The 17501-nt window shown below is 50.4% G+C and carries 12 protein-coding genes and 1 pseudogene; 7 read left to right on the top strand and 6 right to left on the bottom strand.

The window, feature by feature from the left end; translation table 11 throughout:
• Positions 1 to 47: 47 nt before the first annotated feature.
• The 3 genes from glnG to glnA form a co-directional block, all read right to left on the bottom strand.
• On the bottom strand, positions 48 to 1460 hold the full coding sequence (gene glnG, locus AC2A06_RS13520) for a nitrogen regulation protein NR(I) (protein WP_484380627.1): 1413 nt from the start codon (positions 1458 to 1460) through the stop codon (positions 48 to 50).
• An 8-nt stretch (positions 1461 to 1468) separates the two neighbouring features.
• Positions 1469 to 2518, bottom strand: a complete 1050-nt coding sequence (glnL, locus tag AC2A06_RS13515; protein ID WP_484380626.1) for a nitrogen regulation protein NR(II) — start codon at positions 2516 to 2518, stop codon at positions 1469 to 1471.
• A gap of 352 nt (positions 2519 to 2870) precedes the next feature.
• Positions 2871 to 4280, bottom strand: coding sequence for a glutamate--ammonia ligase (glnA, locus tag AC2A06_RS13510; RefSeq protein WP_037386753.1), 1410 nt, complete (start codon positions 4278 to 4280; stop codon positions 2871 to 2873).
• A gap of 370 nt (positions 4281 to 4650) precedes the next feature.
• Here glnA and typA point away from each other — a divergent pair, with 370 nt between their 5' ends.
• The 5 genes from typA (at position 4651) to fabY (ending at position 9690) form a co-directional block, all read left to right on the top strand.
• Positions 4651 to 6474, top strand: coding sequence for a ribosome-dependent GTPase TypA (gene typA, locus AC2A06_RS13505; protein WP_023492695.1), 1824 nt, complete (start codon positions 4651 to 4653; stop codon positions 6472 to 6474).
• 142 nt (positions 6475 to 6616) lie between these two features.
• Complete coding sequence (gene yihX / locus AC2A06_RS13500; RefSeq protein WP_484380625.1) at positions 6617 to 7207, top strand: glucose-1-phosphatase; 591 nt, start codon at positions 6617 to 6619, stop codon at positions 7205 to 7207.
• Between the two features lie 190 nt (positions 7208 to 7397).
• Positions 7398 to 8270 (top strand): virulence factor BrkB family protein, encoded by an 873-nt coding sequence (locus AC2A06_RS13495; RefSeq protein WP_484380624.1) that lies wholly within the window; start codon positions 7398 to 7400, stop codon positions 8268 to 8270.
• Positions 8271 to 8287: 17 nt separating this feature from the next.
• On the top strand, positions 8288 to 8725 hold the full coding sequence (dtd, locus tag AC2A06_RS13490) for a D-aminoacyl-tRNA deacylase (protein WP_023490396.1): 438 nt from the start codon (positions 8288 to 8290) through the stop codon (positions 8723 to 8725).
• A 23-nt stretch (positions 8726 to 8748) separates the two neighbouring features.
• On the top strand, positions 8749 to 9690 hold the full coding sequence (gene fabY / locus AC2A06_RS13485) for a fatty acid biosynthesis protein FabY (protein ID WP_484380636.1): 942 nt from the start codon (positions 8749 to 8751) through the stop codon (positions 9688 to 9690).
• Between the two features lie 80 nt (positions 9691 to 9770).
• Here fabY and gltS read toward each other — a convergent pair whose 3' ends face one another.
• Positions 9771 to 10982 (bottom strand): sodium/glutamate symporter, encoded by a 1212-nt coding sequence (gene gltS, locus AC2A06_RS13480; RefSeq protein ID WP_484380623.1) that lies wholly within the window; start codon positions 10980 to 10982, stop codon positions 9771 to 9773.
• A 237-nt stretch (positions 10983 to 11219) separates the two neighbouring features.
• Between gltS and AC2A06_RS13475 the strand changes: the two genes are divergently transcribed.
• Positions 11220 to 12614, top strand: a complete 1395-nt coding sequence (locus AC2A06_RS13475; protein ID WP_023490393.1) for a uracil-xanthine permease family protein — start codon at positions 11220 to 11222, stop codon at positions 12612 to 12614.
• Between the two features lie 140 nt (positions 12615 to 12754).
• A pseudogene (locus tag AC2A06_RS13470) lies at positions 12755 to 14416 on the top strand (AsmA family protein); the annotation flags it as partial.
• A gap of 308 nt (positions 14417 to 14724) precedes the next feature.
• On the opposite strand, the gene recG reads toward AC2A06_RS13470, so the two are convergent.
• Together recG and trmH are read right to left on the bottom strand one after the other, a co-directional pair.
• A complete protein-coding gene (recG, locus tag AC2A06_RS13465) occupies positions 14725 to 16806 on the bottom strand; it encodes an ATP-dependent DNA helicase RecG (RefSeq protein ID WP_484380635.1) in 2082 nt (693 codons plus the stop codon).
• Positions 16803 to 17501, bottom strand: a complete 699-nt coding sequence (gene trmH / locus AC2A06_RS13460; RefSeq protein WP_473196482.1) for a tRNA (guanosine(18)-2'-O)-methyltransferase TrmH — start codon at positions 17499 to 17501, stop codon at positions 16803 to 16805. The genes recG and trmH overlap by 4 nt, the downstream gene beginning before the upstream one ends.

Below are 17501 nucleotides of genomic sequence, written 5' to 3'. Positions count from 1 at the left end.
TGCGTTTTTAATCATCTATGGTGTTTTTAATCATGCATCGTGGGCCCTTATTCCATTCCCAACTCTTTCAGCTTACGCGTTAAGGTATTTCTACCCCATCCCAGTAAGCGAGCTGCTTCCTGCTTATGTCCTTGGGTGTATCGCAGGGCGGTAGTGAGTAGCGCACGTTCCATTTCTGGTTGTGCTTCAGATAACAGGTTTTGATGACCCGAACGTAGCGCGTGGTCGGCCCATTGCGCCAACAGCGTTACCCAGTTGACCGACTGGTTATGATTAGCGGATTCAGCGGGCGTGGTGTCAAAGAGTTCACTGGGCAGATCCTGAACCAATACCTCTTGCCCAGCGGCCATCACCGTTAGCCAGCGGCAGGTGTTTTCTAGCTGACGAACATTACCTGGCCAAGGCAGGCGAGTGAGAGCGGCTTCAGTTTCCGGGTGCAGGTTTTTTACCTCAACCCCCAACTCCTTCGCGGCAACTTGCAGAAAATAGCGAGCCAGGCGTGGGATATCTTCACGGCGTTCCCGTAATGGTGGCAGATGTACGCGGATCACATTCAGGCGGTGAAACAGATCCTCGCGAAACCGACCTTCCTGCACGCGCAGTTCCAGGTTTTGGTGGGTCGCGGCAATGATACGAACATCCACCTTTACCGGTGCATAACCACCTACACGGTAAAATTGGCCATCAGCTAATACGCGTAACAGGCGAGTTTGCACATCCAGTGGCATATCACCAATCTCATCCAGGAATAGCGTCCCGCCATCCGCCTGCTCAAAACGCCCCTGACGGATCTGATTGGCACCGGTAAATGCCCCTTTTTCGTGACCGAATAGCTCTGACTCAATGAGATCTTTCGGGATGGCGGCCATATTGAGGGCGATAAAGGGCAACTTAGCTCGCGGACTATGGCGATGCAACGCATGGGCAACCAGCTCTTTACCGGTACCTGACTCACCATTAATCAGGACACTGATGGATGAGCGTGATAGGCGGCCAATAATACGGAATACATCCTGCATGGCAGGTGCTTCACCAATAATATCCGCCACGGGATCGCTGGTGGGTGGCGGGCGGACAGGCTGTTGTTGTTCCTGATAGTGGCTGATGGCTCGTTCTACCAACGCTACCGCTTCATCAATATCAAAGGGTTTTGGCAGATAATCAAACGCGCCTTCCTGATAGGCACTGACTGCTGCATCCAGATCTGAATGCGCTGTCATGATGATGACAGGAAGCAGGGGATGGTGCAGTTTTATCTGCTTGAGCAGGGCCAGGCCATTCATCCCTGGCATGCGGATATCCGACAACAACACATCTGGGGTTTGTGTTGCCAATGCGCTCAACACTGCGTTGCCATTGTCGAAAGTGGTACAACTGATACCGGTTCCTGTTAGCGCCCGTTCAAGCACCCAGCGGATGGCGCTATCATCATCGACAATCCAGGCTATCCCTTGTTGCATACAGACCTCTACTTACAAATAGGCAGGTAAACCGAGAATTCGGTATGCCCTGGCCAACTGTTAAATTCAATTTTCCCGCCATGTTGATCGATAAGACTACGGGCAATGGAGAGTCCCAGGCCGGTACCCCCTTCACGACCACTCACCATGGGATAGAACAGGGTATCCTGCAGTTGTGCCGGGACACCGGGGCCGTTATCTTCAATATCGATGCGAGCCACTAATCGGTGGCGGTTGCCATGCAGCGTTGTTTGAAATCCAGTACGGGTGCGCAGCGTAATGGTGCCACCGCGTTCACTTAGCGCCTGCAGGGCATTACGGGTGATATTGAGCAGTACTTGCTCAATTTGTTCTGGGTCATGTGCCAGTTCTGGCAGACTGGGGTCGTAATCCCGTACCAATGCGACATTATCTGGCTTTTCCAATGACACCAACTGACAAACTCTCTCCACCACCTGGTGAATACTTTGGGTAACGTATTGCCCTGGGCGTTGTGGCCCAAGCAGGCGATCCACCAGGTTACGCAGCCGGTCAGCTTGTTCAATGATCACCTTGGTGTATTCCGTCAATACTGGGTCGGGCAGAGCCTTGGCTAGCAACTGTGCTGCACCGCGCAGGCCACCCAATGGATTTTTGATTTCATGGGCCAACCCGCGGACTAAATCACGCGCGGCGACCTGTTGGGCATGCTGCAATTGCTCCTGGCTTAGGCGGCGTTGATTATCCATGGGTGCCAGCTCCATCAGGATAAAACCCTCAGGTAAAACCTGCGCCGTTAAGGAGAGAATATGTGCGCGACTGTCGATAACCAGGGTGACTTCGTTATCGGTAAAACCCTGGCCACTATTGAGGTTCTCACGCATCATCTCGATGTTTAGTGAGAAATAGCTCAGTAAATCCGGTAATGGGGTACCGAACAGTTTACGAGAACTTTGCGCCAGTAACTGTTGTGCTGCGGGATTGGCGTAACGAATGGCTAATCGGTCATCCAACAGCAGAATACTGTTGATAAGAGAGTTAAGGATTTGCCCTGCATCGGGTAGCTTATCAGTTGCCATACATATCCTTGCCCCTCTGTTACCTGGCAGAGCAAATTCCAGAGGATGGTGAATCTGATTATTGATGCTCACCCTTGGGGCTAGCGCAAGTGCTGTTTAAATCAGCAGTTAGTCAATCTGTTGTCTGATTACTATTGAGTTGCAGCTTAGAATCTATCGGGTAAAGCACTTTTCTGCACTTTTTTAGTGCACTTAATCCTACATTATTTCTGACTGTTGGGGTATGAAACCGTTTTGCAGAACATAGCGTGGCGAAAAAAGCCCATCAGAAGATGGGCGAAAAGTTTCCACGGCAACAAAAAAACGGAAAAATAGAGTAAGACGCGCGATCAATAGACCGCGCGTGTATGACTTAAACGCTGTAGTACAGTTCAAATTCAACTGGGTGTGGCGTCATACGAACACGATCCATCTCTTCTTTACGCAGTTCGATGTAGGCATCGATAGCGTCGTCAGTGAATACCCCACCACGGGTCAGGAATTCACGGTCTTCATTCAGTGCAGCCATGGCTTCATCCAGTGAACCTGCAACTTTTGGAATTTCAGCTTCTTCTTCTGGTGGCAGGTCATACAGGTTTTTGTCCATGGCATCGCCAGGATGGATCTTGTTGATAATGCCATCCAGGCCGGCCATCAGCAGTGCGGCAAAGCACAGGTAAGGGTTAGCCGCTGGATCTGGGAAACGCGCTTCGATACGGCGTGCTTTCGGGCTGGCTACCACCGGGATACGGATGGAGGCAGAACGGTTACGGGCAGAGTAAGCCAGCATCACCGGTGCTTCATAGCCAGGGACCAGACGCTTGTAAGAGTTGGTGGTTGGGTTAGCCAAGGCGTTAATCGCTTTAGCATGCTTGATAATGCCACCAATATAGAACAGTGCAATTTCAGACAAACCGCCGTATTTGTCGCCAGCGAACAGGTTATTGCCGTTCTTGGCCAACGACATGTGGCAGTGCATCCCAGAGCCGTTATCGCCGAACATCGGTTTTGGCATAAATGTCGCGGTTTTGCCGAAGGCGTGAGCCACGTTGTGTACGACATATTTGTAGATTTGGATTTCGTCAGCTTTCTTGGTCATGGTGTTGAAGCGGGTAGCCACTTCATTCTGACCGGCGGTTGCCACTTCGTGGTGATGCGCTTCAACTACCAGCCCCATCTCCTCCATGGTCAAACACATGGTAGAACGGATGTCCTGTGACGAGTCAACTGGGGGCACTGGGAAGTAACCGCCTTTAACTGCTGGGCGATGACCTTTGTTGCCGCCTTCGTATTTGGTGCTGGTGTTCCAGGCACCTTCAATGTCGTCGATGCTGACATGGGAACCGCGGATGCTGCTACCGAAACGAACATCATCGAACAGGAAGAACTCTGGTTCTGGCCCAAAGAGCACGGTATCAGCAATACCAGAAGAGCGCAGGAAGTCTTCTGCACGCTTAGAAATGGAACGTGGGTCGCGGTCGTAGCCTTGCATGGTGCCAGGTTCAAGGATGTCACAGCGAATAATCAGCGTGGACTCCTCAAAGAAAGGATCTAAAACGGCGGTGCTGGCATCCGGCATCAGCACCATGTCAGATTCGTTGATACCTTTCCAACCACCGATTGAGGAGCCGTCAAACATTTTACCTTCTTCGAAGAAGTCGGCATTTACCTGATGAGCAGGGATGGTAACGTGCTGTTCTTTACCTTTGGTATCAGTGAAACGCAGGTCTACGAATTTCACTTCATGCTCATTCAGCATCGTCAAAACGTGTTCAGCGGACATACTTAACTCTCCCGGATTTATCATTGTCGTGGTGGAACGAATCTGTGTAACCTGACGGATTTCGCTCGATGATCTAGATTAAGCGAAAACCGTGCCAACTTTTTAATGGCGCAATAATCGCCTGTTAGCGCGGTTTTTGCCTCTCTGCAGTATGCACCATTAGTGATGGGATGCACTAATGTGGTGCAAAAAAGGTGAAATGGGGCACTACAACGGGGCGAAATGTATCCAATTGTTGAATTTTTCATCGTGAATGTGATCACAAACCAGTCTAGACACAGTTGTTTATAAGAGAGTGTTGTGATCTTGTTTAGTCCCTCGCTTAATACGTGTACAATAGCGCGCTATTTCTAATGCCTGAGGCAAAGCTGTGATCGAAAATTTGCGTAATATCGCCATTATTGCCCACGTTGACCATGGGAAAACTACCCTGGTTGACAAGCTGCTACAACAATCCGGTACCTTCGGAGAGCGTGAGGAAGCAACTGAACGAGTAATGGACTCCAACGATTTGGAGAAAGAGCGTGGGATTACCATTCTCGCAAAAAATACCGCCATTAATTGGAAAGACTATCGTATCAATATCGTCGATACCCCAGGGCACGCCGACTTTGGCGGTGAGGTTGAGCGTGTGATGTCGATGGTTGACTCGGTGCTGCTGGTTGTGGATGCAATGGATGGCCCAATGCCGCAAACCCGTTTTGTGACCAAGAAAGCCTTCGCCAATGGTCTGAAACCGATCGTGGTGATTAATAAGGTCGATCGTCCTGGTGCGCGCCCTGATTGGGTGGTGGATCAGGTTTTTGATCTGTTCGTTAATCTGGATGCAACCGACGAACAACTCGATTTCCCGATTATCTATGCATCAGCATTGCTGGGGATCGCAGGTACTGACTATAACGAGATGTCTGAAGATATGACCCCGTTGTATCAGGCCATTGTTGATCACGTAGCTGCTCCTCAGGTTGAGCAGGATGCCCCATTCCAGATGCAAATCTCTCAACTGGATTATAACAACTACGTGGGTGTTATCGGCATCGGCCGTATCAAGCGCGGCAAAGTGAAGCCTAACCAGCAAATCACCGTTATCGACAGTGATGGCAAAACCCGTAGTGGTAAAGTTGGTAAAGTGCTGACTCATATGGGCTTGGAGCGTATCGAAGCGAGTGTTGCTGAAGCAGGTGACATTATTGCGATCACCGGTCTGGGTGAGTTGAATATCTCCGACACCATTTGTGATGTGAATGCGGTTGAAGCGTTGCCAGCATTGTCAGTTGATGAGCCTACCGTCACCATGTTCTTTAACGTCAACACCTCTCCATTCTGTGGTAAAGAAGGTAAGTACGTTACTTCTCGTCAAATCCTTGAGCGCCTGCAGAAAGAGCTGGTACATAACGTTGCGCTGCGTGTTGAAGAAACTGAAGATGCGGATGCATTCCGTGTTTCAGGCCGTGGTGAGCTGCACTTATCGGTGTTGATCGAAAATATGCGTCGTGAAGGTTTTGAACTGGCGGTTTCACGTCCGAAAGTTATCTTCCGTGAAATCGATGGTCGCAAACAAGAGCCGTTCGAAAACGTCACACTGGATATTGAAGAGCAGCATCAAGGTTCGGTGATGCAGGCGATGGGTGAGCGTAAAGCTGACCTGAAAAATATGGATCCCGATGGTAAAGGCCGTGTACGTCTGGACTATGTGATCCCAAGCCGTGGTTTGATCGGTTTCCGTAACGAGTTTATGACCATGACCTCCGGTACCGGTCTGCTGTATTCCACCTTCAGCCACTACGACGATGTGCGCCCAGGTGAAGTGGGCCAGCGCCAGAACGGTGTATTGATTTCCAATGGTCAAGGTAAAGCCGTCGCCTTTGCCCTGTACAGCCTGCAAGATCGTGGCAAGCTGTTCCTGGGTCATGGTGCTGAAGTGTACGAAGGCCAGATCATCGGTATTCACTCACGCTCTAACGACTTGACGGTTAACTGCCTGACCGGTAAAAAACTGACCAACATGCGTGCTTCTGGTACGGATGAAGCGACGACACTGGTTCCTGCTATCAAGATGTCTCTGGAGCAAGCACTGGAGTTCATTGATGATGATGAACTGGTCGAAGTGACACCTACCTCAATTCGTATCCGTAAGCGTCACTTGACGGAAAACGATCGCAGACGCGCGAGCCGTACTTCTAAAGAGGTTTAACCTCCGATGCTTAGGGCGCATATTGCGCCCTGAGTTATTTTCCTATTTCTGCCGCATGATCTGTGCTTTTCCTTTTTTCTCCCTGTTCAGCTTCAACTTTTCCCGTTAGAGTAAAATATTACCCACTCACCAGGAGAGGACTATGCTGTATATCTTTGATTTAGGTAATGTGATTGTCGATATCGATTTCAAGCGTGTACTGGGCGTATGGAGCAACTTAAGTGGCGTACCCTTGGCCACGTTGTCTGATCGTTTTAGCATGGGTGAAATATTTCAGCAGCACGAACGTGGTGAAGTCAGTGATGAAGAGTTTGCGGAAAAACTGTGCGCAGAAATGGGCATTGGACTCAGTTTCGAGCAGTTTGCTGCGGGTTGGCAGGCAGTATTTGTTTCCTTGCGACCAGAAGTGATCGACATCATGCACCGTTTGCGTAGTGAAGGGCACCGCGTGGTGGTGTTATCGAACACCAATCGCCTACACTGTGATTACTGGCCACAACACTACCCTCAGGTGGCAGAAGCGGCTGACCATCTTTACCTTTCGCAGGATATCGGTATGCGTAAACCTGATGCCAATATCTATCAATATGTGCTCAAGGCGGAAAATACCCCAGCGGATCAGGCGGTCTTTTTTGATGATGTCGCGGCCAATGTGGCGGCAGCCAAAGCACTGGGTATTGAGGGGGTGCAAGTGACAGATCGTCAGATTATTCCAGCGTATTTTGCGCAATGATGGCCATCGGTTAAGCTCAAGGTATACCTAACCGTCTTTTATGCGCAGAGATTGCCTGCCTATGGGTGAGGTTCTCCCTGCGAAGCCACTATGTCCCCTATTTTTGGTAGTAAACTCTAGGTGATGAGTTGGCTGCCTGTCTGGCTGCAACTTGAAACCCATAGGGTAGACGCTGACATCAGGAGTGTATATGTCATTTTTCCGCCGCAAAAAGCTCCCATCGGCGCTTAAACCAAGTGTGACCTTTGGGCGATTACTGATTAAGCGTATTGATGCTGATGGCCTGAGCATGTTGGCGGGACATCTGGCCTTTGTTTCTCTGCTTTCATTGGTACCACTTATTACCGTGGTGTTCGCTTTGTTTGCTGTTTTCCCCATGTTTGCTGATATCAGTATTCAACTGAAAAATTTTATTTTTTCCAATTTTATGCCTGCTGCCGGTCATGTCATTCAGCGTTACCTTGAACAGTTTGTTGCCAACTCCAACAAGATGACCGCAGTGGGGATTTGTGGTCTGATTATCACTGCGTTATTGCTGATCTCTTCGGTAGATACGGTGTTAAATACCATATGGCGCAGTAAGAACAAACGTTCAATGGTGTTTTCTTTTGCGGTTTACTGGATGGTGCTGACGTTGGGGCCGCTGCTGGTGGGGGCCAGTATGGCCATCAGCTCTTATCTGCTTTCGCAGACCTGGTTAGTGCAAACCGGGGTCAATAGCTTGGTGGATGAAGTACTGCGTGTTTTCCCCTTGCTTCTGTCATGGGTCTCTTTCTGGTTGCTATACAGTATCGTGCCCACCTTGCGCGTCCCCCCTAGAGATGCACTGGTTGGGGCGCTGGTCGCTGGGGTGTTGTTTGAACTGGGCAAAAAAGGGTTTGCGTTTTATGTCACGATGTTTCCCTCATACCAACTGATCTATGGCGTGTTGGCCGTGATCCCGATTTTATTCCTGTGGGTTTATTGGAGCTGGTGTATCGTTTTACTCGGTGCTGAAATCACCGTAACCTTGGGTGAGTATCGTCAATACCGCCAGCAAAGAGTAGAACTAGAGCCAAAATAACAGCAGGAAGGGGCTGTATGATTGCGTTAATTCAACGAGTATTAAATGCCAGTGTTACGGTAGAAGGGGAAGTTATCGCTAAGATCGATGGCGGTTTGTTGGTGTTGCTAGGGGTTGAGCAAGATGATAACCCACAGAAAGCACAGCGTTTGTGTGAGCGGGTGTTGGGATACCGTATTTTTGCTGATGAGAATGACAAGATGAATCTCAATGTGCAGCAAGTGGGAGGCAGTGTGCTGGTGGTATCGCAGTTTACTTTGGCGGCAGATACTCAAAAAGGTATGCGCCCCAGCTTCTCCCGTGGCGCAGCACCTGGCGATGCCGAGCAGTTATATCACTATTTTGTTGGTCTGTGCCGTGAACGTGGTGTGGACACACAGACTGGCGAGTTTGCCGCCGATATGAAAGTGGCGTTGGTAAACGATGGGCCGGTGACGTTCTGGTTGCAAGTTTAAGCATGATGAGAGAGAAGACCGCTATGTATCACTTGCGCGTTCCTGTGACAGAGCAAGAACTGAAAGACTATTACCAGTTTCGTTGGGAAATGTTGCGTAAGCCATTGCACCAGCCAATGGGGTCAGAAAAGGATGCCTACGATGCGATGGCACATCACCAAATGGTGGTGGACGAGAATGACCGTATTGTGGCGATAGGGCGTTTATCTATCAATGCTGATAATGAAGCGGCGATTCGTTTCCTGGCGGTGGATTCCACGGTGCGAGATAAGGGGCTGGGGACCTTGGTGGCGATGACGCTGGAGTCGGTAGCGCGTCAGGAAGGGGTTAAGCGGGTGGTTTGTAGTGCTCGCGAAGATGCCGTCGACTTTTTTGCCAAATTGGGGTTTGTTAATCAAGGTGAAATTACCACGCCACAAACCACGCCTCTCCGCCATTACCTGATGATTAAGCCCGTGGCGACACTGGATGATATTTTACATCGCCCCGATTGGTGCGGGCAGTTACAACAAGCCTGGTATCAACATATTCCTCTCAGTGAAAAAATGGGTGTGCGTATCAGCCAGTATACGGGTCAACGTTTTGTCACCACGATGCCAGAGATTGGCAATCAGAATCCGCACCATACCCTGTTTGCCGGGAGCTTATTTTCTTTGGCAACCTTGACTGGCTGGGGGCTAATCTGGTTGCTACTGCGTGAACGCCAACTGGGTGGAACCATTATTCTGGCAGATGCCCATATTCGTTATAGCAAACCTGTCACTGGTCGGCCCCGGGCAGTGGCTGATCTCAGTTCGCTGAGCGGTGACCTGGCTCGTTTGGCACAAGGCCGTCGGGCGCGGGTGCAGGCAGAGGTACACTTATTCGGTGGCGATGATAAGGGGGCGGTGTTCGAAGGGACTTTTATGGTATTGCCTGCAGAATCAAACGTTATCTTGGATAAAGATGTTTTGGCAGAAGATTGAAGAAATAAGTTAACAGCCAAGGACTTGCTGATATTTACCCGTCGCCAATCAAGGGACGACGGGTAACCGACCAAGGGGATTTAGCTAACTGCAGAGAACATCGGCAACGTCAGATACAGCTTAATCATGATGGCATTGACGATATCGATAAAGAACGCTCCAACCATCGGTACCACTAAGAATGCCAGATGTGAAGGACCGAAACGGTCAGTAATCGCCTGCATGTTGGCGATGGCCGTTGGGGTCGCCCCCATACCAAAACCACAGTGACCGGCAGCCAGCACCGCAGCATCGTAGTTTTTACCCATCACGCGGTAGGTGACAAAGATGGCATACAGCGCCATCACCAACGTCTGTACTGCCAGAATGGCCAGCATCGGTAAGGCCAATGAGGCCAATTCCCAGAGACGTAGACTCATCAGCGCCATCGCCAGGAACAACGACAGGCTGACGTTGCCCAATACCGACACTGCCCGCTCAAAGACGGTGTAGAAGCCGGTGGCTGACAGGGTGTTACTGAGGATCACACCAATAAACAGGACACAAACGAAGATGGGAAGTTCAAACGCGGTACCTTTCAATAAACCAGCGACAAAATTCCCGGCGGTTAAACAGATAGCAATCATGGCGATGGTTTCCACCATCACCAGTGAGGTAATCAAGCGAGCACTTTCCGGCTTTTCAAACCCACTCGGCTGTGTACTGTCTTCTGGCGTTCCCTCTGGGGTTGCGGAGTTCTTCACCAGATAACGGGCCACTGGGCCACCAATCAGCCCGCCGAGAACCAAACCGAAGGTGGCGCAAGCCATCGCTACTTCAGTCGCATTCTCAAACCCATAGCGTTCAATGAACACTTTACTCCAGGCTGCACCGGTACCATGGCCACCAGAAAGGGTAATTGAACCAGCAATCAGACCCATCAATGGATCCAAGCCCAACATTGTCGCCATACCGATACCGATGGCATTTTGTACCACTAGCAACCCAATCACGACGAACAAGAATATGACTAACGCCTTGCCCCCCGCTCGCAATCGAGCCAGGTTGGCATTCAAACCGATAGTGGCAAAAAAGGCCAGCATCAGGGGGTCTTTCAGCGACATGTCAAAGCTGATTTCCCAGTTGGCTACTTTCTTCATCACCAGTAGCGCTACTGCTACCAGCAGACCACCAGCGACGGGGGCAGGTATCGTGTATTGTCTAAGTAGAGGAATAGAGCGTACGCATTTGCCACCTAGGAGCAGAACCAACGTGGCCGCGACTAATGTGCCATAAGTATCGAGATGAAACATCTAGGTACCCCGTGTAATAAAATAGATACAATAAAATAATAAGTTATAAAATTCGAACAGCTTTTTAACTTAACGAGTGCAGGATTAGAAGTAAAAACGCCTAATAATACAAGGAAAAATGAATAAAAATGCGACATCAATAAAATTATTGGTATAAAAACAGAAGTGCGCAACCGTTTGCTTTTGTGACAAGGATCATTAAAATACGTTCTTTTCTGTTTCTTGGAATGCGACACCATGACCACCCACTCTGCCGAACTTGATGCTACAGCAACCGCATCGACAAACGGCCCACGCACTAGTGAGCTGATTTATCACCTGGAAGATCGTCCCCCCCTGCCACAAACGTTGTTTGCTGCCGGCCAACATCTGCTAGCCATGTTTGTGGCGGTGATCACCCCAGCGTTGTTGATCTGCCAGGCACTTGGCCTGCCAGCACAAGATACTCAGCATATTGTCAGCATGTCACTGTTTGCTTCCGGGTTGGCTTCTATTTTACAAATCAAAACCTGGGGGCCAATCGGTTCTGGCTTGTTATCTATTCAGGGCACCAGCTTTAACTTTGTCTCGCCACTGATTATGGGTGGCTTGGCGTTGAAAAATGGTGGGGCAGATATCCCTACCATGATGGCAGCCCTGTTTGGTACCTTGATGGTGGCATCATGTACCGAAATCCTACTGTCCCGGGTGCTGCATTTGGCGCGCCGTATCATTACCCCGTTAGTTTCTGGCATTGTGGTGATGATCATCGGCCTATCGTTGATTCAGGTCGGTTTAACCTCTATTGGCGGTGGCTACGCAGCGATGGAAGCGAATACCTTCGGTGAGCCAAAGAATCTGTTGCTGGCGGGTTCGGTACTGGCGGTGATTATTCTACTTAACCGTCAACGTAATGCTTATCTGCGTATCGCTGCTTTGGTGATTGCGATGGTGGTAGGTTATCTGCTGGCCTGGGCCATGGGTATGCTACCGGAAACTCAGCCGGTCGCTCAAACCGCCGTCATTTCCATTCCGACACCGCTCTATTACGGTTTGGGATTTGACTGGAACCTGCTGTTACCATTGATGTTGATTTTTATGGTGACGTCACTGGAAACCATTGGGGATATTACCGCCACCTCTGACGTTTCTGAACAACCGGTTAGTGGCCCACTTTATATGAAGCGCCTGAAAGGGGGCGTGTTGGCCAATGGCTTGAATTCAATGTTATCGGCGGTATTCAATACTTTCCCTAATTCCTGTTTTGGTCAGAATAATGGCGTGATCCAACTGACGGGTGTCGCCAGCCGCTATGTCGGCTTTTTTGTGGCACTGATGCTGATTGGCTTGGGGTTATTCCCGGCCGTTGCCGGTTTTGTGCAGAATATTCCTGAACCTGTGCTGGGTGGCGCGACCATTGTGATGTTTGGCACCATTGCTGCTTCCGGTGTTCGTATCGTTTCTCGTGAACCCCTGAATCGTCGGGCGGTGATGATTATGGCGCTATCACTCGCCGTCGGTATGGGGGTTTCCCAACAGCCATTGATTCTGCAATTTGCACCTGACTGGTTGAAAACCCTACTTTCTTCCGGTATTGCCGCCGGTGGTCTAACGGCGATTACGCTGAATTTGCTGTTCCCACCAGAGAAATAAATACGGCAATCTGGTATAAAACGGCCGCAAGTACTTTACTTGCGGCCGTTTTTTATTACCCTTTTCATCACGACTCTTGAGCTGACGAGCTAATTGCGGCATAAACAGGGTATCTTTTCTCACCTCTACGGATCCGCACGATGAAATTTATCAGAAAACTGTTGCTGACTTTCCTGCTACTGATTGTGCTTGCCGTGGTAGTGATTTACCTTTTGGGCCAAACTCATTGGGCTGCAGGCTGGTTGAGCCGTTGGGTCAGTGATAACAGTGGGTATCGCCTGTCGGTAGAGAAAATCTCGCACTCCTGGAATCATCCGGGGCAAATCAGCTTGGAAGGTGTGACCTTCGCTCAAGCCAACCAACCACAGACGCTGGCGGCCAAGCAGGTAGATCTGGTATTTAGCTCACGACAAATCACTGAGCCTGGTTTTTTTGCCAGTGTGACACTACGGGATGGTTCCCTCAATGTACTGCCGCAACAGGGGGTCTCATTACCCATTCAGGCGGAGGTATTGCAATTAAGCAATATGGCACTGCAATTCAACCATAATAGCTGGCAGTTTAACGCCCAGGCGGTCAATGGCGGTATCAATCCATGGCAACCTAAAACCGGCTATTTATTCGGTGAAAATAACCAATTTCAGGTTAGCGCGGGTTCAATGGTATTGAACGGTATTCCTGCCTCACGGGTATTGGTACAGGGTGAAATCAGGCAAAATCAGTTGATGCTGAATAATTTTGGTGCCGATCTGTCCCAAGGCGACCTCACCGGGGTGGCTAGCCGTGCCGCCGATGGCAGTTGGTTGGTGGAGAGTTTGCGCCTAAGCAATGTACGCCTGCAAGTCCCGTTAACATTGAAACAGTTCGGCGAGCATTTCAAGGTGCTGCCTCCGGTGACAGTGAAGCGCTTTGATTTAATCGATGCACGTTTGGAAGGGAAAGAGTGGGCGGTTAACGATCTCGACCTATCGTTACAAAATATCACTTTTAAGCAAGGTGACTGGAGTAGCCAAGAGGGTTCGCTCAACTTTAATGCGGGGGATATTATTAATGGCAAGTTTCATTTAATCGACCCGATTATGAGCATGACTCTCTCTACGGCGGGTATTACCATTCAACAATTCACCACCCGTTGGGAGGGGGGATTATTGCGTACCTCCGGCAACTGGTTACGGGCGAATAAACGTTTGCAGTTGGATGAGTTGGCGGTAGCGGCACTAGAATATACTTTGCCGATTAACTGGCGTGGGTTGTGGTTGCGGCCATTACCCGATTGGTTAGCTGAAGTCTATGTCGGCAAGATGACCACTAATCGTAATCTGCTCATTGATATCAATCCTGATTTTCCTTTCCAGATCACGGCATTGGATGGTTCTGGTAACAACTTGCTATTAGCCCGTGATCACCAGTGGGGAATCTGGTCTGGCTCGTTACAACTCAATGGGAGTGATGCCACTTTCAATAAGGTCGATATTCGACGCCCCTCTTTGACGCTGCAGGCTGATGCTCAACAAATCAATGTGACTGAGTTGAGCGCCTTTATGCCGGAGGGTTTGTTAGAGGCTAAGGCCAGCATCAGTCAGCTCCCTGGTAAGCCGTTTACCCTCTCCTTTAATGGCCGTTCAGTGCCTTTAAATACGTTACAGCAATGGGGATGGCAACCGGTTCCATTGGAAGGTGATGGTAATCTGCAATTAGAGTTGAAAGGGTTACTTAACGGCGATGGGCCATTCAAGGCTTCATTACAGGGGCATTTACAGGCGCTCAATAAAGAAGGGCAAACCCTGGAGCAATCATTGCCGGAAAAATCATTACCGGAACAGCCATTGCCGGGACAGCCATCGCCGGAACAGCCATTGCCGGGACAGCCATTGCCGGAACAGCCATCGCCGGAACAGCCATTACCGGGACAGCCATTACCGGAACAACCATTGCCGGGACAGCCATTACCGGGACAGCCATTACCGGAACAACCATTACCGGAACAGCCATTACCGGAACAGCCATTGCCGGCACAGCCATAACCCTAGTTACGCTGTTATGGTAACGCCTGTCATAACAGCGCCTAAATGTGCTCAAGTTGCCGTTGGACCACGGCATCCTGTTATTACTAGGCATTGGAATAACGGGTGGTTTCCGGTAGCCAGCGTTCAATCAGGGCGAGAGCATGTTGTGGATAGTGTTGGTGAATATGGCGTGCAACGCGTTGAACTTCCGGGATTATGTGCTGATCACGCAACAACTCGGCGACTTTGAACGCCATACTCCCGGTTTGACGGGTGCCGAGTAATTCACCAGGCCCGCGAATCTCTAAATCTTGCTGAGCAATGACAAACCCATCATTACTGTCACGCAGGACTTGTAGGCGTTTCTGGGCAGTTTTGCTCAGTGGGGTTTTATAAAGCAGCACACAGTGTGAGGCGATAGCGCCACGACCAACACGGCCACGTAATTGGTGAAGCTGTGCCAAACCCAGCCTTTCCGGGTTTTCAATAATCATCAAACTGGCGTTGGGAACATCGACACCAACTTCAATCACGGTGGTGGCCACTAATAGCTGTAATTCACCCTGTTTGAATGCCTGCATCACCGCTTGCTTTTCTTGGGCTTTCATCCGGCCATGTACCAGTGCAACTTTCAGTTCTGGCAGGGCAGTTTGCAACTCTTGCCAAGTGGCCTCTGCCGCCTGGGCTTCCAGTAAGTCTGACTCTTCAATCAGTGTACAGACCCAATAGGCTTGGCGGCCTTCCTTGATACAGGCGTTTTTTACCCGCTCGATAATATCAGCGCGGCGCGTATCAGGGATGGCCACGGTGGTTACCGGGGTACGGCCTGGGGGGAGTTCATCAATGATTGAGGTATCGAGGTCGGCATAGGCCGTCATCGCCAGCGTGCGTGGGATGGGGGTGGCCGTCATAATCAACTGATGGGCGTGGAACCCTTGCTCTTCGCCCTTTTCCCACAATGCCAGCCGCTGGTGTACACCAAAGCGGTGTTGTTCATCAATAATCACCAAGGCTAGGCCATTAAACTGCACCTGCTGCTGAAAAATGGCATGGGTACCGACCACCATCATTACCTGACCGCTGGCAATGGCTTGTTGTTGAGCAAGACGTGCCTTGCCTTTCTGCTTTCCTGCCAGCCAGCCGACTTCGATGCCTAATGGTTCAAACCATTGGCGAAAATTATTGGCATGTTGTTCAGCCAGCAATTCCGTCGGTGCCATCAGTGCCACTTGTTTACCATGGACGATGGCTCGCAAGGCAGCCAGCGCGGCAACCAGCGTTTTACCTGAACCGACATCACCTTGTACCAAACGCATCATCGGAAAGCCTTTTTGCATATCGGCTTCGATATCTGCCACGACTCTGTTTTGTGCATTGGTCGGTGAAAAGGGGAGTTGGGCGAGGAACGCTTGTTTCAACCGGTCATCTGGTGCCAGTGAAGGGGCCAGGTAACTTTGTGCCCCGGCACGTACTGCCAGCATGCTAAGGTTGTGTGCCAATAACTCTTCGAGGATCAGGCGTTTTTGTGCGGGGTGTTTACCCTGTTCCAAATCAATTAGTTGAATATCAGGTGGTGGGCGGTGCAGAGTATGTAGCGCCTGCGGCAGACTGACTAAACCGTGACTCAATTCTGCCGGTAATAGCTCAGCAATGGCGCAGGTATCCAGTTGTTCCAATGCCTGATCAGTTAACTTCCGTAGTGTGGCCTGGCGAACACCTTCCGTAGTGGAATAAACCGGTGTCAGTGCCTCTTGCAGTTCAACGTCACTTTTTTCACCCTGAATACGGTATTCCGGATGAATGATTTCTGCCCCATGAGCGCCGCGTTTTACTTCACCGTAGGCGGTTATGCGGCGACCAATCGCCAGGCTGTTCTTCATTGCCGCATTGAAATTGAAAAAGCGCATGGTCAGGATGCCGCTGCCATCACTGATCTGGCAAACCAACATACGGCGTCGACCAAAACTGATATCACAACGCAGGATCTCCCCTTCCACCGTGGCAAAAAGACCCGGTAGCAGCGCGTTAATCAGATAGAGTCGGGTACGGTCTTCATAGCGCAATGGCAGATGGAGTAGTAAGTCCTGAAGGGTGTGCAAGCCAATTTTGGCGAGCTTTTTTGCCTGACTGGCCCCCACACCAGAGAGGGTGGTAATAGGGATGGTATCCAGCAGTTGGCCTTTCATCGGCGTACCGTTGTCGCCTGCATGGTTGCCCACCATTCAGCGCTGGCAACCACCTGGCCCTGTTCGTCAATATGTGGGCGCGGTAGCCCTTTGCGTTTAGCCACATTGGCCAACACGGGATACCCACCCTCAAACAGCAAGCGTTGTTGCTCTTGCGCATCCAATGCACTCTGTTCACGGTGATACAAACCGGCATTTTGCCGTTGTCGCTGCGCTTCATACAGAATCAATGCTGCAGCCACAGAGACATTTAAAGACTGCACCATACCGATCATGGGGATGATGATGTCCTGATCAGCCAAGGCCAGCGCCTGTTCAGTAATGCCGGTTTTTTCCTGCCCCAGCAGTATGCAGGTTGGGCGTGTATAGTCTATTTCACGGAAATCAACAGCACGGTCTGACAGGTGAGTTGCCAGGATTTGCATCCCCTGACCTTTTAGCTGTGAAACGGCCTGATTAATCGAGGGGTGAGTTTTTATATTGACCCAACTGTTACTGCCAGCGGCTGAGGAAACCAGGGTTCGCATGCGCGGGGTAGGCCAGATGGCATGCAACTGGTGCACGCCAACGGCATCGGCAGTCCGTATAATCGCGGAGACGTTATGGGGTTTGTGAACCTGTTCCAGGCAGATGGTCAGATCAGGCTGCCGAGTAGCCAGCATTTGACGAATCCGCGCATAGCGTTCAGGGCTCAT

It is taken from the genome of Serratia sp. HNCC26DJ244 (assembly GCF_057180565.1).
This window is presented reverse-complemented; position numbering and strand designations above follow the sequence as displayed.

Excerpts from the sequence above, each read along its gene's own strand:
- yihX (WP_484380625.1), top strand. The coding sequence starts at position 6,617 with ATGCTGTATATCTTTGATTTAGGTAATGTGATTGTCGATATCGATTTC.
- fabY (WP_484380636.1), top strand. The coding sequence starts at position 8,749 with ATGTATCACTTGCGCGTTCCTGTGACAGAGCAAGAACTGAAAGACTAT.
- glnG (WP_484380627.1), bottom strand. The coding sequence starts at position 1,460 with ATGCAACAAGGGATAGCCTGGATTGTCGATGATGATAGCGCCATCCGC.
- glnL (WP_484380626.1), bottom strand. The coding sequence starts at position 2,518 with ATGGCAACTGATAAGCTACCCGATGCAGGGCAAATCCTTAACTCTCTT.
- dtd (WP_023490396.1), top strand. The coding sequence starts at position 8,288 with ATGATTGCGTTAATTCAACGAGTATTAAATGCCAGTGTTACGGTAGAA.
- gltS (WP_484380623.1), bottom strand. The coding sequence starts at position 10,982 with ATGTTTCATCTCGATACTTATGGCACATTAGTCGCGGCCACGTTGGTT.
- recG (WP_484380635.1), bottom strand. The coding sequence starts at position 16,806 with ATGAAAGGCCAACTGCTGGATACCATCCCTATTACCACCCTCTCTGGT.
- trmH (WP_473196482.1), bottom strand. The coding sequence starts at position 17,501 with ATGAGCCCTGAACGCTATGCGCGGATTCGTCAAATGCTGGCTACTCGG.
- AC2A06_RS13495 (WP_484380624.1), top strand. The coding sequence starts at position 7,398 with ATGTCATTTTTCCGCCGCAAAAAGCTCCCATCGGCGCTTAAACCAAGT.
- AC2A06_RS13475 (WP_023490393.1), top strand. The coding sequence starts at position 11,220 with ATGACCACCCACTCTGCCGAACTTGATGCTACAGCAACCGCATCGACA.
- glnA (WP_037386753.1), bottom strand. The coding sequence starts at position 4,280 with ATGTCCGCTGAACACGTTTTGACGATGCTGAATGAGCATGAAGTGAAA.